Raw genomic sequence first — 16,931 nt, 5'->3', positions numbered from 1 at the left:
AACTATTGTAATTTTACTGCGATATATTGGTAATTTACAATAAATAAATCAATATTGGTAATGAAATCATACTTAGAACAGTGCTTAGGAATATACAAGCTGCTGCTGCTTTAATATCAAGATCATAACTTGCTGCAAGCACAAGACTTAACATTGCAGAAGGCATACCTGCCTCAATTATTGTTACCGTGCTTTCAAGACCGGTTAACCCCAAAATATAAATTATTAAAATTGCAATTACAGGAGATACTGCCAATCTGATAAATGAAACAAATGAAGCAGCACCTAAATAATTTTTTAATCCCCCAACTTCTAATGATAGTCCAAGAGATATCATTATAATTGGAATTGCGGCTCCGCTGAGATATTGGAGTACATTTAGAGGTAGTACTCCAATATTCAGATGCATAAAGTTTGCAAGTATTCCCAGTATTATACCCCAAATTGGAGGGAATAGGAATGTTCTTCTAATGATTGAAGTATATTTGCCTTCAAATATAATAATAAATAGAATTCCAAGACAAAGAAAGAGTATTGTAGAACCCATATCATAGAAAACAGCTCTTACCAACCCGCTCGCACCAAAAATCCCAAGAACAACAGGATATCCAAGAAAACCTGAATTGAAAAGAGTTGAAGTGCCGACCAATGTCCATTTCGTTTTTTTTGAGTATCCTCTTGCAACTGAGAATAAATAAACCAGTAAACCAGAAAGACTTCCTGTTACTATACATATCAGAGTAATTGGAAATAAAACTTTTATATTGGAAAGATCTGCAGTGTACATTGCCAGAAATATGAGTGAAGGAATGGCAATGTTTACAACTATTTTGTTGAGTGTAATTGAATCTTCATATTTGAGAAGACCTATTCTCTTGGAAATGTAACCCACTAATATCAGTAAAATTATGGCGATTATGGTTTCAATTGAACTCATTTTATCTAACGTATAATTTTTTGTAAAAAATATTTTAACAGGTCGTTAAATCAAAAAAAATAATATTTAAAAAAAATATTAGGGGAATCAGTCTGAAATTCCCTCTGTTATCACTTTGAAAACTGCCTCTCCTTCTGGTAAATGTGGACTATCCACTAATCTTGCGATTCTTTTACCTGCAAGTCCCTTTTTGAGCCAGATCCTATATGTTGCTGCGTGACCAAGCACATGGCCTCCTATTGCTTTGGTTGGACTTCCAAAGAAAGCGTCTGGTTTTGATTGAACTTGGTTTGTAACGAAAACACCTACATTATAGGTATTTGCAATGTTTTGAAGAGTATGCAAATGTTGGTTCAATTTCTGTTGCCTGGTTGCAAGGGATTCCCTTCCAATGTATTCTGCACGGAAATGTGCAGTTAAGGAGTCCACTATTACAAGTCTAACATTTGAGCCGCTCTGTATCAATTCGTTGACCTTGTCAGCCATCAATATTTGATGACTTGAATTGAATGCTCTTGCAATGTGTATTTTAGTTAAAACTTCTTCCACATCAAGTTCAAGGCCATCTGCTATCTGTTTTATTCTTTCAGGTCTAAATGTGTTTTCAGTATCTATGAATACACAATCTCCTGATAAACCTCCTCTTTCTGGAGGTAATTGTACTGTAACGGCTAGTTCGTGGGATATCTGACTTTTTCCCGATCCAAATTCACCGAATACTTCTGTTATGGATTGTGTTTCAATTCCTCCGCCAATAAGTTCATCAAGACCAGTACTACCAGTTGTTATCCTTCCAACGTCCTTTCGTCTTTCCATTACATCCATAGCCGTTTCAAAATCAATTTGTTCAGATTTTCTTGCGGCTTCTATAACTTTTTCAGCAACTCCTTCTCCTATTTCGGCTTTAACACTTAATTCCTTTGCAGTTGCGGTAGCCAATCTCATCATATCGGCGAAACCAGCATCTCTCAATTTCTGGGCGGTTTTTTCACCCACATTTGGCAAGTCTTCGAGTTCTACCATTTTAATCCCCTTTATTGTTTAAATAATTCAGTTCAGCAAGTCCATTTATTTGTTAAATAATTTTGATTTTTTTTATAATATTTAATGAGTAAATTTCCTAGTCATAAACCTACAATTGAAAGTTTTGTTAAATATTCAAATTATTCCTAGGATCAATACAACATTTACAGATGCACTATTTAAAGATTGATCAATTAAATATGGAAATTCAAATATTCTTAACTTCCATATGGTTAAGTTAATTGTTTATTACAACTTCATTTCAACAAGTTTTTTAGCATTGAGTCGTATTTCTTCGTTGTATTCATCAAAGCTAGCATCAGCAATAATTGTGATTTCATGACCAACAAGATCTGATACTTTATCTTCGAGTGATCCTTCATCTCCAGTTTTTTGGATTACCCCAATAATTTCTTGCATTTTCATACCAATTAGTTCTTCTGCAGCTGTTCTGAAGAATGTAACACGCATTGTCCCTGTATCATCTTCAATAACGCATGGAATTATCATAAGATAATTGGGTTCATCTATCTCTTCTCCGCATATATCGCAGATGTAAATATTATCTACCAAACTCACTCGTTTATTACAGTTAGGACACATTTCATAGAGTATTCTATTTCCATAGGCTTCTACAATTTGTCCTGTTACCTTTATATTACGATCTTCCTCTCCAATATCATCGATCTTCTTGGTTTTATAAATCATTTCTTTGATATCATCAAAAGAAGGGAGTTTTTCAGTTTCTTCATCTGTTGCTTTTGTCACATTTGTATTTCTGCCCACACTGAGTTCTATTTTATCGTCACGTAGGTTTACACGAGGATTTTCTATTTTTATTGTATCTCCGACATTTAATGGAGTTTCTGATTTTTCATCCCAGAATGAAGCCCTAATTACTCCAGTGCCATCGGCTATTTCTATTGTTCTAACAGTTCCTTTGCTTCCATCGGCACGCTGGAATTCGTTTGGATCATAGATATTAATAACTCTTCCAATTAGCCTTACATTACGGTCACCATCATTCAATTCGCTAATGGTTTTGGTGGAATAAATAGAATCTTCGATTTCGTTTATGGCAGGTAAATCGTTTATTTCTTCTGGGTTAGGTTTAACAATCCTAGCTGTTCTGCCAATAGACAGATCCATGTTGTAATTTCCTAAACGTGTCCGGGCATTTTCTATTTTTATTGGATCCCCTTCTGCGAATGACAGTTCTGCTTTATCATCCCAAAAAGAAGCTCTTATTAGTCCTGTACCGTCTCCAATTTCAATAGTTCTGACTTTCCCGGTTGTTCCATCATCTCTATTAAACTCGGATGGATCGTACACATTTACTATTCTCCCAACAACATCGATTTCTTCACCTTCCTCATCCATTTCATGTATTTGGGATATTTTTAATGGTTTAAGATATTTGCCGCATTCTTGAAGTTGTTTCTTAAGTTTAGCATCGATTTCAGGGTTAATAATTATTTTAGTATTCCAATTGGTGTTTATTCTATAGTCTGTCCCGGAATATTCGTCGAATTCAATATTTCCTCCGATAATTTTAATAATGTCCCCTTTTTTCAGGTCCATATTTGCATCATCATTCCATAGGGTTATCCTAATGGATCCAGTATCATCTTCCATTTCGAGGGATCTTACCTGTCCTGTACTTCCATCGTCTCTCATGAATGTAATAGCATCATATATTTTGCAGATGACACCAACAACTGTTACATCACGCATTTCATGTGCATCACCAATTTTTTGTATTGTTTCGGTGTATTCTGGAAGGTCAAATTCGCCCTTCAAGATTCTACCTACCCATGAATTGGATAAAGATACTTCATTGTCACGTGTTCTTCCAAGGGCGCCCAATATTTTTATTGAATCACCTTCTTTTAGTTCAAGATCTTCTACAATATCGGTGTCTCTGTTCCAAAGCGTAAATTGTATTTTACCGGTTTTATCCTGAATTTCGAGTGATAAAACTTTTCCTTCTTTCCCATTTTTATTGAAAGTTCTTATCTTTGGAATACGCAAAATTCTGGCCACTACATTAACCTGCATATCTCCCTTTATATCTTCTATATTGGTGATTTTATCATCGTATTTAGGAAATGTTTCAAAATCTTTTTCATCCAGTTTCTGTATGGTTGAATCTAACTTCATGTGAAGTTCATCTTCTCTGAATCCTTGCTTCACTTCAGCATTGTTGATTTTAATAACGTCTCCTTCTGATATTTTTTTAAGGAATTTAATATTTTCAGTCCATAGTACTACTCGTATTTCGCCTGTATCATCGGATAATATCATATTGGCAAGTTTCCCTTCCCTTCCTTTTTTACTGGTAAATTTTTTCACATGAGATATGTGCATTACTCTACCTGTTATACTGATGTTGTCACGACCAGTTTCGAGTTCTGATATCTTATGTGCTTCATTTGCCTCTGATAAAGGTTTATTAGCTTCGTTAATATATTCGCCAACAATTGTGCGGGCTATATCAAGCTCGCTCATGAAACTAACATCCTCGTAATCATGTTTCCGTTCTTCCATTCTCTTTAAGAAGTCATCGTATGATATTTTATCCTTAATCTTTTCATATTCGCTCTTTATTTCCTCGCCGCTCATTTGGGTTCCCTCACTCCAATATTTCTCATCCATAGTATATTTAATTTATATCAGTTTGATGAATTGCTGAAATTAATTTATTATTTAATATCAATATTTTATTACAATTATATTTTAAGAACCATTAAAATGTATCATCATTACTCTTATTTAATTTCTAAAAAAATTTAATTTTTATAATTATATTGTTTTTACTTTAACGAGATTGTTTAATAAACTCAATATTAATTCAGAAAATTTTTTGATTTTGACAAAAATAACAAACCTTTTATAATAGTTAGTTTGATAAAACTATATATCCAAGAGGTGAAAACAAGTGAATCAAGAGCTCGAATTAGTGGAATCAATGGATAAATTAAGCGAATTAATGCAAAAATTTCAAACAGAGCTTCTGACAGGTGATTTGAAGGAATATACTCTGAGACAATTATACTATATTGAATTGATCGATAAAAAAGAAGGTATAAGTGTTTCAGAGATTTCAAAAACTCTTGATCTTAAAAAATCAACAGTTTCAATCGCGATTAATCAGCTTATTGATCTTGATATAGTAAATAAAATTCAATCTACAACTGATAAACGTTTTTATTTTTTAAAACTCACTTCTAAAGGTAAAGAGATAATGAAAATGCATAAACAGGTTCATAAAAATACAATCAAGAAGATGTTAAAGATTTTAAACCCGGAAGAAGTTGAAAACTTCATTAAAATAGTGGATAAAATTACAGTTATCATTTAACGGATATCGTAAGCTCTGTGGAATTTTGAACATTTTAAAATGAATAGAAATCTAAATTGGAGGAATTTAAATGGCAATGACCATGGCAGAAAAAATACTAGCAAAAGCATCTGGAAATAAAGAATCACAAGCAGGGGAAATAATAATGGCAAATATAGATGTTGCTATGACTCACGATTTAACAGGGCCACTATCTGTGGAATCTTTTGAGAAAATAGGGGTAGATAAAGTATGGGATCCTGACAAAATAGTGATTGTCTTTGATCATCAAGTTCCAGCTGATTCTATTGACGCAGCAAATAATCACATGATAATGAGGAAATTTGTAGAAGAACAAGGAATCAAGAATTTTTACGATGTAAGAGAAGGCGTATGTCACCAAGTTCTTCCTGAAAAGGGACATGTAGTACCTGGTGAAGTTGTTGTTGGTACAGATTCCCATACTTGTACACATGGTGCATTAGGTGCATTTGCTACAGGAATAGGATCTACAGATATGGCAATGGTATTTGCAACCGGAAAACTTTGGTTTAAAGTACCTGAAACAATAAAATTTGATATTACTGGAAAATTACAGGACAATGTGTTCGCAAAGGATGTTGTTCTCAATATAATAGGTAACATAGGTGCAGATGGTGCTACTTATAAAGCATGTGAATTCGGAGGGGAAACAACACGAAATATGAGTATTTCTGATAGAATGGTTCTTTGCAATATGGCAATTGAAATGGGGGGTAAAACTGGTCTTGTTGAACCCGATCAAAAGACAATCAATTACCTAAAGGGGAGATCAACCAAATCCTACGAAATCATAAAAACAGATAATCATGCACCTTCACTTGAAACCATACATATCAATGTCAATGAACTTGAACCACAGATAGCATGTCCGCATAATGTGGACAATGTAAAACCTGTTTCTGAAGTGGAAGGTACACCTATAGATCAGGTATTCCTAGGATCTTGCACAAATGGGCGGTTAAGCGATCTGAGAACTGCTGCAAAGATAATAAAAGGAAAAGAAGTATCAAAAAATATTAGAATGCTCGTAATACCTGCGTCAAGAGAAGTATATACCAAAGCAATGGATGAAGGTCTTTTAAGAACTTTTGTAGATTCTGGGGCATTGGTATGCAATCCTTGTTGTGGCCCCTGTTTAGGTGGGCACATCGGACTTGTGGGGCCAGGTGAAGTTAGCCTTTCAACCTCAAATAGAAACTTTAAGGGAAGACAGGGAAGTCCTGACGCAGAAGTATATCTTAGCTCTGCAGCAGTGGCAGCAGCTTCGGCAATCAAAGGGAAAATTACCGATCCGAGGGTAATTTAATGAAATTAGTCTAATAAAATCTTTAGAAATGGAAAAAGACCATAAAATGTATGGAAGGTGTTTGAAATGAAAGGAAAAGTCTGGAAATTTGGAGACGATGTTGATACTGATATTATAATACCTGGAAGATATCTAGTATTAAGAGACGAAAAAGAACTAGCAGCATGTGTTATGGAAGGATGTGATCCCGAATTCTCAAAAAAAGTTAAAAAAGGAGATATAATGGTTGCAGGCAAAAATTTCGGCTGCGGATCCTCAAGGGAACATGCACCAATAGCAATTAAAGGGGCAGGAATATCTGCTGTTGTTGCAGAATCATTTGCAAGAATATTCTACAGAAACTCTATAAATATAGGTCTTCCTCTAATAGAAGCCAAAGATATAGAAGGACAAATATCAGAGGGAGATACTATAGAAATTGATATAGACAAAGGAATTTTAAAGGATTTAGATACCTCTGAAGAGTTTGAGATCAAACCATTACCTGATTTCATGCTAGGGATCATGAAAGAGGGTGGGTTAATAAACTACCTCAAAAATCACCTTGCAGAGATAAAGGAAGAATAATAAGATTAAATTGTAGAAATTAAGATTATATAAAAAATACAATAATTAATTTTTAAGGAACAAAGCTAAAAATGGTGTTTTAATGTACAAAATAGCGGTTATACCTGGAGATGGGATAGGAAAAGAGGTTATGGAAGCAACACTTCATATATTAGATGCTTCTGACATTGAATTTGAATTCAAGTTTGCTGATGCAGGAGATGAATATGCAGAAAAAACTGGAATACCTCTACCACAAGAAACAATAGATATTGTCAAACAATCACAAGCATGTTTATTTGGTGCAGCGGGGGAATCTGCTGCTGATGTAATAGTTAAACTCAGGCGGGAATTAGACTTATTTGTAAATCTCAGACCAGTTAAGGCCTATCCTGGTACTAAATGTATTTTTGATGATGTAGACTTTGTTATAGTTAGAGAAAACACCGAAGGACTATACTCTGGAATTGAAGAGTACACAGAGGATGGAGCAACAGCAGTTAGGGTCATAACCAACAAAGCATCAGAGAGAATATGTAGATTTGCATTTGAATATGCTGAAAAAACTGGAAGGAAAAAGGTAACAGCTGTTCATAAAGCAAACGTGTTGAAAAAAACCGATGGAATTTTTAAGAATAACTTTTATAAAGTTGCAGAAGAGTTCACAGAAATAGAAACCGATGATAGATATGTTGATGCAACTGCAATGTTTTTAATAACCCACCCTAATATGTTTGATATTATAGTTACAACCAACCTATTTGGAGATATATTATCGGATGAGGGAGCTGGACTTGTTGGTGGATTAGGACTCATACCATCAGCAAATATAGGTGAAAATCAAGGATTATTTGAACCGGTTCATGGTTCAGCTCCAAGACTTGCAGGAAAAGGTATTGCAAATCCTTCTGCTATGATATTATCGGCTGTGATGATGCTGGACTATCTTGATGAGAATGAAGAAGCAAGAAAACTTGAAAAAGCACTAATAACTGTTCTAAGAGAAAATAAAGTTGTTACCGCCGACCTTGGTGGTGATGCTACTACTATGGAAATGGCTGCAGAAGTAAAGACCAAGTTCGTGAGAGAATAGGTTTTATTCAAATTTCCTACTTTTTTTACTATATTTACTAATCTAATCAAAATTACATGATACTTATGATAATTTAATTATAACATTGAATATACATAAACAAATAATTCTGAATAAAATTTGGAGCATAACTATGGAAAATAGTACCAATATTGACATCAGGGCGGACATACCCTTACTTGAAGATGTAATTTATTTAGACGCAGCAAGTACTACACCAACTCCAAAACCAGTTGTTGATGCAATGTGCGATTATTTCTACAACTATAATTCCAACACTGGTAGAGGTGCGTATAGAATGGCGGTTAAATCAACCAAAGAATTTGAAGGAGCTAGGTCTCGGATTTCAAAGTTCGTTGGTTGTGGACCCTCAGAGGTAATATTCACAAAAAACACAACTGAAGCAATAAATCTTGTTGCAAATGGTTTAAATTTTAAAAAGGGAGACTCAATAATTGTTCCCAATATAGAACATCATTCTAACTTTATCCCTTGGTTAAACTTAAAGAAGTTCGGTGTGAATCTCAAAATCATAAAGGCTGATGAATTTGGTATAATTGATCCTTATGATGTTGAATCAGCTGTTGATGATAATACTAAACTCATAACAACTACCCATATTTCTAATGCAATAGGTTCGGTCCAACCAATAAATGAACTAGGTAAAATTGCAGATGAAAATAACATTCTTTATCATGTAGATGCTGCACAGTCTGCCGGGCATATGAAACTTGATGTAAAAAAGATTAAAGCAGATTTTGTATCATTTCCAGGACATAAAGGATTTCTTGGCCCAGTAGGAACAGGATTTTTATACTGCAGCGAGAAATCTGTAGAGAAACTGGAACCCACGAATTTAGGTGGGGGAACTGTTGTTGATGTTACAGAGGGTAAATTTGAATTTGAAGATGTTCCTGCAAGATTTGAAGGCGGAACTCAGAATATTGCTGGAGTTATTGGATTAGGAGCAGCTGTAGATTATCTTAAAAATATAGGTATGGATAAAATTGAAAACCACAGCAAAAAACTAACTTCAAAATTATTCCAAGAAATAAATAGCATAGATAATACAATAATATACGGTAGTCCCGAAAATATTTATGGGATAGTAGCCTTCAATATAGATGGAGTAAATGCACATGATGTTGCAAAGATACTAGACGAACTCAAAAATATCTGTGTGAGAAGCGGTTACCACTGTGCAATCCCTGCAATACGACATATAGGGTCTTATGAACTTGGGGGGACAGTGAGGACATCTGTACATTATTACAATACAGTGGAAGAAATTCAAATATTTGGAGAAACTTTAAGGGAAATTTCTAAGTTTTTTGGAGATTGAAAAAAATGAATAGAGCACAGTACATTGCAATATTTATAATTCTTATAATGGTATTTAGTGCAGTTGCAGGATCAATTTTATTAATATAATTATAAAAATCATTAATAATTGTTTAAACTGAACAAAATTCTGGATAAGATTGGTCAGGATATTTAATCATGATCTAATAACAATTGAATAAGTATTCTAAAGAAGGAGTGTGGTATAAATGGTAAAAGTCAGGATTGGAGCAGTAGTTTCAGAATTCAACTATGATATAACTCACATGATGTTAGAGCTAGCAAAAGAACATGCAAAATTCCTAGAATCGGAAATAACAGAAGTAATAACGGTGCCGGGTGTTTTTGACATGCCATTGGCAATTAAAAAACTCCTTAAACAAGAAGATATTGATGCTGTAGTTACAATTGGAGCAGTAATAGAAGGTGCAACATCCCACGATGAAATTGTTATACAACATGCATCTCGTAAAATAACAGACCTTTCACTGGACTACAATAAACCTGTTGCACTAGGAATAACAGGCCCAAAAATGACAAGACTTGAGGCTCATCAACGTATAGATTATGGTAAACGAGCTGTAGAGGCAGCTGTTAAAATGGTTGAAAGGTTACAATAATTACACATATTTTTTTTAAATTGAATTTTATAATTGATTAATAACTATAACATTAAGTGTAATCATAAAATACTAAAATAGTATTTGGACATAGCATTATCATACTTGGTTAATGTAACTAAAATGTTTGATTAATACTTGAATAATTCCTGGAGAGTTTTCATGGAAATATTAACCCCCGATGATTTAAAAACTAAATTTAAAGACCCCTGGATAGCACCTTACAAAAAAGTCATTACCATGGTAGATGATGACCAAGTTGAACTAGTAGAATATCATCCCTGTGTGGCTGGTTCTGAATGGATGGTTTACCAGTATAAAAGAACAAGCGATCTTGTAATTGATTCAAAAAGAGATGGAGACAGGCACATTTACCATCTTAAGATAGGTAAAGCAAATATGAATCTTAAACCGAGCTTTTCAGCTGCAGGAATAGAAGAAGTATCTGTTGAAGAGGATGAGGTGAAGATTGTACATGCTGGTCTTGCTGGAGCGGGTGTTGGCGCTGCTATGTGTCGAGGTATGGCACAAGGCGTAAAACGCGTAGAACTTTACGACATTGGTGGAGGATCAAAGGTAGGAAGAGCAGCTGTTGTAACTCCAAAAATGCAGAAGGTTGTTATTGGAGTTGATGATACAGACACAAAACAAGAAGGAGCTACATGGACACTTGCCAACAATGTTGGAATGGAACTTGCAAATAGGGGATTTGAATATATTGATCATGTCACATGTCAACTCTACCCACATAATCCAAATAAGACCCAAAATTGCGTTGCAATAGCACTTGTATTTGCAGTAGAGCAGGGAAGAAGGGATGAATTGGTAGAGAAAACATGCCAACTCCTTAAAAAAGACACACTTTCAGAAAAGACTGCAATAGCCGTTCTTGATGGATTTAAAGTGCCTGCTAAACTTAGAACATATGCTGAAGACACTAAAAAGTCTATGATGTATGTGGAAGATGCAGAAAAAGTAGCAAAAGAAGTAGGTGTACAGTTAGTTCAAGTTACAGGGGCCGCTGGGGAAATAGGGGCTTTAGCAGCACTTGGACTCTATAATGACTTGAAAGAAGCTGTGAAAGTATATTATTAATTGTTTATTTTTTTTACTTTTTCTAATTATTAATATTGGAAGTTAAGGAACTTACCTGTTGAAGAAGGGGCAAAATCCATATCTGTAAGTTCAGGGCCTCCAATTACTATTTTAAAGAGGTTGCTTCCAATTTCGACATAGTAAGTGTTTGTAGGGTTATTTTCATTATATGTGAACGTCTTATATTTCACACTATTAACATAAATTGAGTAAGTTCCATTTTTAAATACTCCTGAAGTATGAGAAATCTGTTGGTTGTTCATGAATATGTCCACAGTTCTGCCGTTATCAAGATTATTGGTTATTACAACACCTTCGGTGAGGTTTAAATTACTATCATTCCCTGTGGAAATGGCTTTTACAGCGTAGAAATTATTGAATCTGTTCCTGAGATCGCCATCTCTAATGATGTCCCCCACGTTAAGTCCCATTACACTTCTTGCAGCATTTGGAATCCGCATGATGTTATCTTCACCGGGTCTAGTCTGGTTGAGAATATACTTCTGATTGTTTATGTAGATCGAATCACCGTAATTAAGCTCTAATGTGGCAAGAGCCTCTTGAGGCATTCTTATAATTGTAAATTCATTTTCAAGTGCACTATCAGCAGTATAAGGCCCCCTTACATCTACGGTTTGGTTACTGGCAGGATTGTTAAATATTATAAGGTTTCTTGAAGCGGGTTCAATTGATATTTTGCCATTATCAACGTGAACAGAACCAAGAATAGTTGTCATCATTGCCAAAAGTATCAGTATTGATACAATTATTGGAGAATGCATTTTAAGGAATACTTTCAAATTTCTGATGTTACCATCGGACCTTGAGAACACATTTAGCGAGATCTTAAGTATCTTTACAATATAGTATAGGGCAACTATCACTCCTACCCCTGTAATTATCAACCCAATTGTTAAACTCACGAAACGTATGAAAAAAATAGCAAATATACCAAGAGATGCTAGTGAAAGTCCTAGGATTTCCATTCTTATGTACTGTCCAAGGGAGTCGATCATGGTGATCCTTCCATATGCTGTTGCTCTATCAACAATAGTTCTCACAACTTCGGTTGCAACAATATTAAGTTCGGTTAGAGTGGAGAGGACATGATCTACTTTACCAATGTCTACTTCTTTAACTCTCATACCCATTACATCGGCATCCAAAACAATTCCCACATCAACACCATAGTCATCTTCTAGTTTAATTTTGTTTAAAAAAGATCTTTTCGCAGCAAATTGCCCGCTTAATGGTTGATCAAATTTGATCTCTGGAAAGAAAAAATTTAATAATGGCTTAGCTGTAAGTTCAGTAACTCGCCCAGCTTCCCTCTTAAATTTGGTCTTAGTTATATCAGCTTCACCATTCATTATGGGTTTGATGATATTGTCAACTTGAGATTTGGTTAGATTTTTAATATCTGCATCTAAAAATACCACTATGTCCCCTTTGGAATTTTTAAAACCAGTTTTAATAGCTGCTCCTTTTCCCCTATTTTTAATATGGTTTATTATTATTGCTCCTGCATCACTGGCCATAATGGCTGTTTGATCAGTTGATCCATCATCAACAACAATAACCTCTGTTATATAATTTAGGGATTTAACAACCTTTACAACATGGCCCACTGTTTTTTCTTCGTTGTATGCAGGAATTATAACCGATACACTCAGATTTTTATTATTGCCTGCTGTTTTTATGGAGGCTAATAATACAATAAACATCATGATAATCCAATACACAAGGTACACCTCAAGTTTACTTCTTATTCTATAAGTGTGGACATGACTTAAAAATATAATTGAAAATTACATAATGAAAATTTCCATTTAAACATCCCTTTAATCATTTTCATGTACTCTCAGAAACTTTATTAACTCTTCAAGCATATATTTTTAATGTAAATAATTATTCTTTAATTTATTCAAATTCAAAGTTAAAATAATCGTTGGGGTATGATTGATGGAACCAAAAGTCATGATAATATTGGGAAGTGCATCAGATTTTAATGTGGCAGAGAAGTCAATTAATATACTGGAAATCCTAGGTATTTCCTACGATGTAAGGGTTGCATCTGCACACAGAACTCATGAGAAGGTAAAAAAGATCGTAGAAGAGTCCACTGCAAATGGTGTTGAAGTTTTTATTGGAATAGCAGGGCTTTCAGCCCATTTGCCAGGTATAATAGCTGCAAACACGCACAAACCAGTAGTAGGGGTACCTGTTTCTGTTAAACTTGGAGGGCTTGATGCACTTTTTGCTACAGTACAAATGCCAGTTGGTGCGCCAGTTGCAACGGTCGGTATTGATCGTGGCGAAAATGGGGCTATATTAGCTGCCCAGATGGTTGGTATACACGATGTTCATGTAAGAACAAAACTTTCAAAAATGAGAAGAGAATTTTTCTTCAAAATAAAGAAAGATGAAGAAAAGCTTGCTGAAAAATTAACAGGGAAATATTATTCAAGACATTCATTTGAAATTGACGAACTAGGAGGATCTAATGAATACAATCTTGAGGATTACGATGATCCAAAATATCCGGATGTTGCTGTTATAGCAGGAAGCTATTCAGATATAAAAGTTGCAAAAAAAACAACTATGTTTCTTGATAAAATGAGAATTATCTATGATTCAACTGTAATATCTCCAATAAGACATCCTAAAAAATTTGAAAGTTACATGGAAGAAACTAAGGCTGTTAAATTATACATTGCCATTTCAGGACTTTCAGCACATGTGACCGGGGCAGTAGTGGCCTTCACTGAAAAACCTGTAATTGGAGTTCCGTGTGCAAAAAGACTTGATGGAATAGATGCACTGCTTTCAATGGTGAATATGCCTCCTGGTGTACCTGTTGCTACTCTTGGAATTGATTCTGGCGGTAATGCAGCTTTACTTGCGGCAGAAATGCTTGCTTTAGGAGATTTAAGTGTAAAACAAGAATTATTACAATTTAAGGGGAATATGGACTGTCAATAATAGTTTATTAAAATTATCCAAAGGTAGATTGTAAAAATGAAAAGAAACAAAAAAATTAATGAAGATCAATGTGATGTAAAGGGGTGTCAGTGTAACGTTAACTACATGCTTGTTGCCATAGCAGTGATATTCATTGTTATGTTCATTGCCACAACCATAAAATAGCCAATTATATGATTATTTTTCTCCATTGATTTAAGAAATTATGAAGGAGCCAGAATTGTATGAGAGATTTTTTAAAGGCCATTGAAAATGATTTTAAAGTTATAAATGTTGAAAATGAAATATCAACTAAATATGAAGTTTCTAAATTCTTAAAGCAACACGATAAAGAAGTTGTGATTTTCAAGAATATTAAAGAAAGTGAAATGGGAATAATATCTGGTATCTGTAACACAAGAGAAAAAATTGCACGTTCCATATCGGTAACAGTGCCTCAGATCACTTCTAGGATAGTTGAAGCAACTGAAAATCCAACTCCTATTGAGAAGATTGAGACCACAACAAAAAATTTTCAGGTATCTATGGATGCAGATCTCACCAAATTACCCGTACCAACCTACTATCGAAAGGATGGTGGAGCATATTTAACAGCAGGTGTTATAATAGCTAAAGATCCTGAAACAGGAGTTAGGAATGCATCAATTCATAGAATGCTAGTGAATGGTACTGATATGTTGGGAGTTAGAATTGTTCCAAGAAACCTCTATACCTATTACAAAAAGGCAGAAGAATTCGAAAAACCTCTAGAAATTGCAATTGCAATAGGAATGCATCCGGCAACTCTACTTGCATCTTGTACATCTATTCCAATTACATCTGATGAATTAGAGGTTGCAAACACGTTTCATAATGGTGAATTGAAACTTATAAAATGTGATACTGTTGATCTAGAGGTCCCTGATTGTGAGATACTTCTTGAAGGCCAGATACTACCTCATGAACGTGCTCCAGAAGGGCCTTTTGTTGATCTTACAGATACTTATGATGTTATTAGACAAGAACCAATTATAAAACTTTCAAAAATGCATTATAAAAATAATCCACTCTATCATGCCATAATGCCTGCTGGAAATGAACATAAACTACTTCAGGGATTACCTCAGGAACCCAGGATATATAAAGCGGTTCAAAATACTGTCCCCACAGTTAGAAATGTTGTTTTGACTGAGGGAGGTTGTTGTTGGTTACATGCAGCAATATCTATTCAAAAACAAACGCCTGGCGACGGTAAAAATGTTATAATGGCTGCTCTAGCGGCACATCCTTCGTTGAAACATTGTGTAGTAGTTGATGAAGATATAGATATCTTCAATGGTGCTGATATTGAATATGCAATTGCAACAAGAGTTAAAGGCGATGAAGATATCTTAATTATTCCTGGTGCTAGAGGATCATCTCTTGATCCGCGTGCAACTCCGGAGGGTACTACAACAAAAGTAGGTGTTGACGCAACTAAATTATTGGATAAAAAAGAGAAATTTGAAAGGGTCAGTAAGATGTTGGATTAAAAAATTTAATTTATTAATATTACAATTAATTTCAAATCTAGATGGACCTATTCTGTTACAATATCAATGCCTGTACCGCATGAAGGGCATTTTTTTTCCTTTTTAAGATCATCTACCATAATCTGATAACCATTTCTCTCAACAAGAAGTTCTCCACAGCTATAACAGTATGTATTTTCCCCAGTACCAGAAGGTACATTACCTATATACACATATTTCATACCTGCATCTGTAGCGATTTTATGGGCTTTTTCAAGGTCTGCAACTGCTGTTGGAGGGATGTTTTTTAGTTTATAGTAGGGAAAGAATCTTGTAAAATGTAAAGGTACTTCAACACCTATTTCTTCTACCATAAAATTCACAAGGGCTTTAATATTTTTTTCTGAGTCATTATATCCGGGTATCATCAGATTGGTTATTTCTAAATGAATTTTTTTGTCATAGATTCTTTTTATATTGTCAAGTACGGGTTGCATCTTTGCATCACATAATTCCTTATAAAATTGCTCAGACATTCCTTTCAAGTCTACATTTGCTGCATCAAGATGGGGGCCAATCATTCCAAGAGATTCTTTGGTCATATATCCGTTGGTAACATAAACTGTCTTTAATCCTTCTTTTTTTGCAAGTTTAGCAGAGTCAATTGTATATTCTAACCACATTGTTGGTTCGTTGTAGGTCCAAGCAATGGATTTACATTTATATTCCTTTGCAAGTTTCACAGCATCTTCAGGCAGTATTTCACGAAGTGAAATATCTTCAAGTGCTGCTTGGGAAATGTTCCAGTTTTGGCAGTGTTTGCATCTGAAGTTGCATCCTATAGATCCAAGTGATAACACAGTTGAACCGGGATAAAAATGGAATAAAGGTTTCTTTTCTATAGGGTCAATTGCTACCGAAGAAGCAGCTGCATAATTCAAGGTAAACAATTTTCCGTCAAAACTTTCACGCATGTCACAGAAACCACGTTTACCGTCGGAAATTAAACATCTTCTTTCACAAACTTTACAGTTCAATGATTTACCCATTTTGTCGTATAAAATAGCTTCTTTTTTCAATTTTAACACCATTGAATTGAAGAAATTTCATATAAGA

At 34.5% G+C, this 16,931-nt stretch carries 15 protein-coding genes; 10 read left to right on the top strand and 5 right to left on the bottom strand.

Annotation, left to right across the window (positions count from 1 at the left end; all coding sequences use genetic code 11):
- Positions 1–34: 34 nt before the first annotated feature.
- The 3 genes from K8N75_RS02925 to K8N75_RS02915 all read right to left on the bottom strand — a co-directional run bounded on the left by K8N75_RS02925 (position 35) and on the right by K8N75_RS02915 (position 4,582).
- A complete protein-coding gene (locus K8N75_RS02925; RefSeq protein WP_223790633.1) occupies positions 35–937 on the bottom strand; it encodes an AEC family transporter in 903 nt (300 codons plus the stop codon).
- A gap of 87 nt (positions 938–1,024) precedes the next feature.
- Positions 1,025–1,960, bottom strand: coding sequence for a DNA repair and recombination protein RadA (gene radA, locus K8N75_RS02920; RefSeq protein ID WP_223790632.1), 936 nt, complete (start codon positions 1,958–1,960; stop codon positions 1,025–1,027).
- Positions 1,961–2,209: 249 nt separating this feature from the next.
- Positions 2,210–4,582 carry an OB-fold nucleic acid binding domain-containing protein gene (locus K8N75_RS02915; protein ID WP_223790631.1) on the bottom strand — a complete coding sequence of 791 codons (2,373 nt, stop codon included), beginning with the start codon at positions 4,580–4,582 and terminating at the stop codon, positions 2,210–2,212.
- Between the two features lie 316 nt (positions 4,583–4,898).
- On the opposite strand from K8N75_RS02915, the gene K8N75_RS02910 reads away from it, so the two are divergent.
- The 7 genes from K8N75_RS02910 (at position 4,899) to mmp11 (ending at position 11,343) form a co-directional block, all read left to right on the top strand.
- Positions 4,899–5,321 (top strand): MarR family winged helix-turn-helix transcriptional regulator, encoded by a 423-nt coding sequence (locus tag K8N75_RS02910; RefSeq protein ID WP_223790630.1) that lies wholly within the window; start codon positions 4,899–4,901, stop codon positions 5,319–5,321.
- 70 nt (positions 5,322–5,391) lie between these two features.
- Positions 5,392–6,648: a homoaconitase large subunit gene (hacA, locus tag K8N75_RS02905; protein WP_223790629.1), complete on the top strand. Its 1,257-nt coding sequence runs from the start codon at positions 5,392–5,394 to the stop codon at positions 6,646–6,648.
- Between the two features lie 66 nt (positions 6,649–6,714).
- On the top strand, positions 6,715–7,215 hold the full coding sequence (locus K8N75_RS02900) for a 3-isopropylmalate dehydratase small subunit (RefSeq protein ID WP_223790628.1): 501 nt from the start codon (positions 6,715–6,717) through the stop codon (positions 7,213–7,215).
- Positions 7,216–7,297: 82 nt separating this feature from the next.
- On the top strand, positions 7,298–8,287 hold the full coding sequence (locus K8N75_RS02895) for an isocitrate/isopropylmalate family dehydrogenase (protein WP_223790627.1): 990 nt from the start codon (positions 7,298–7,300) through the stop codon (positions 8,285–8,287).
- Positions 8,288–8,420: 133 nt separating this feature from the next.
- On the top strand, positions 8,421–9,629 hold the full coding sequence (locus K8N75_RS02890) for an aminotransferase class V-fold PLP-dependent enzyme (RefSeq protein WP_223790626.1): 1,209 nt from the start codon (positions 8,421–8,423) through the stop codon (positions 9,627–9,629).
- 208 nt (positions 9,630–9,837) lie between these two features.
- Positions 9,838–10,248: a 6,7-dimethyl-8-ribityllumazine synthase gene (gene ribH, locus K8N75_RS02885; protein WP_223790625.1), complete on the top strand. Its 411-nt coding sequence runs from the start codon at positions 9,838–9,840 to the stop codon at positions 10,246–10,248.
- A gap of 162 nt (positions 10,249–10,410) precedes the next feature.
- Positions 10,411–11,343, top strand: a complete 933-nt coding sequence (gene mmp11, locus K8N75_RS02880; protein WP_223790624.1) for a methanogenesis marker protein 11 — start codon at positions 10,411–10,413, stop codon at positions 11,341–11,343.
- Positions 11,344–11,372: 29 nt separating this feature from the next.
- Here the strand turns inward: mmp11 and K8N75_RS02875 are convergent, their stop codons facing one another.
- Positions 11,373–13,085, bottom strand: a complete 1,713-nt coding sequence (locus K8N75_RS02875) for a glycosyltransferase (protein ID WP_223790623.1) — start codon at positions 13,083–13,085, stop codon at positions 11,373–11,375.
- A 220-nt stretch (positions 13,086–13,305) separates the two neighbouring features.
- Here K8N75_RS02875 and purE point away from each other — a divergent pair, with 220 nt between their 5' ends.
- From purE to K8N75_RS02865, 3 genes are read left to right on the top strand one after another with little or no spacing between them, the layout of a single operon-like run.
- Positions 13,306–14,325, top strand: coding sequence for a 5-(carboxyamino)imidazole ribonucleotide mutase (purE, locus tag K8N75_RS02870; RefSeq protein ID WP_223790622.1), 1,020 nt, complete (start codon positions 13,306–13,308; stop codon positions 14,323–14,325).
- 36 nt (positions 14,326–14,361) lie between these two features.
- Complete coding sequence (locus K8N75_RS14055; protein WP_255590764.1) at positions 14,362–14,490, top strand: hypothetical protein; 129 nt, start codon at positions 14,362–14,364, stop codon at positions 14,488–14,490.
- A 59-nt stretch (positions 14,491–14,549) separates the two neighbouring features.
- Positions 14,550–15,836, top strand: a complete 1,287-nt coding sequence (locus K8N75_RS02865; RefSeq protein WP_223790621.1) for a UbiD family decarboxylase — start codon at positions 14,550–14,552, stop codon at positions 15,834–15,836.
- Between the two features lie 47 nt (positions 15,837–15,883).
- Here K8N75_RS02865 and amrS read toward each other — a convergent pair whose 3' ends face one another.
- On the bottom strand, positions 15,884–16,894 hold the full coding sequence (gene amrS, locus K8N75_RS02860; RefSeq protein WP_223790620.1) for an AmmeMemoRadiSam system radical SAM enzyme: 1,011 nt from the start codon (positions 16,892–16,894) through the stop codon (positions 15,884–15,886).
- Between the last annotated feature and the right edge of the window lie 37 nt (positions 16,895–16,931).

The organism is Methanobacterium spitsbergense (genome assembly GCF_019931065.1).
Taxonomy (GTDB): Archaea; Methanobacteriota; Methanobacteria; order Methanobacteriales; family Methanobacteriaceae; genus Methanobacterium_B; species Methanobacterium_B spitsbergense.
This window is presented reverse-complemented; position numbering and strand designations above follow the sequence as displayed.

Coding starts and splice junctions, on each gene's coding strand:
- K8N75_RS02925 (WP_223790633.1), bottom strand. CDS start 937: ATGAGTTCAATTGAAACCATAATCGCCATAATTTTACTGATATTAGTG.
- radA (WP_223790632.1), bottom strand. CDS start 1,960: ATGGTAGAACTCGAAGACTTGCCAAATGTGGGTGAAAAAACCGCCCAG.
- K8N75_RS02915 (WP_223790631.1), bottom strand. CDS start 4,582: ATGAGCGGCGAGGAAATAAAGAGCGAATATGAAAAGATTAAGGATAAA.
- hacA (WP_223790629.1), top strand. CDS start 5,392: ATGGCAATGACCATGGCAGAAAAAATACTAGCAAAAGCATCTGGAAAT.
- K8N75_RS02900 (WP_223790628.1), top strand. CDS start 6,715: ATGAAAGGAAAAGTCTGGAAATTTGGAGACGATGTTGATACTGATATT.
- K8N75_RS02895 (WP_223790627.1), top strand. CDS start 7,298: ATGTACAAAATAGCGGTTATACCTGGAGATGGGATAGGAAAAGAGGTT.
- K8N75_RS02890 (WP_223790626.1), top strand. CDS start 8,421: ATGGAAAATAGTACCAATATTGACATCAGGGCGGACATACCCTTACTT.
- ribH (WP_223790625.1), top strand. CDS start 9,838: ATGGTAAAAGTCAGGATTGGAGCAGTAGTTTCAGAATTCAACTATGAT.
- mmp11 (WP_223790624.1), top strand. CDS start 10,411: ATGGAAATATTAACCCCCGATGATTTAAAAACTAAATTTAAAGACCCC.
- purE (WP_223790622.1), top strand. CDS start 13,306: ATGGAACCAAAAGTCATGATAATATTGGGAAGTGCATCAGATTTTAAT.
- K8N75_RS14055 (WP_255590764.1), top strand. CDS start 14,362: ATGAAAAGAAACAAAAAAATTAATGAAGATCAATGTGATGTAAAGGGG.
- K8N75_RS02865 (WP_223790621.1), top strand. CDS start 14,550: ATGAGAGATTTTTTAAAGGCCATTGAAAATGATTTTAAAGTTATAAAT.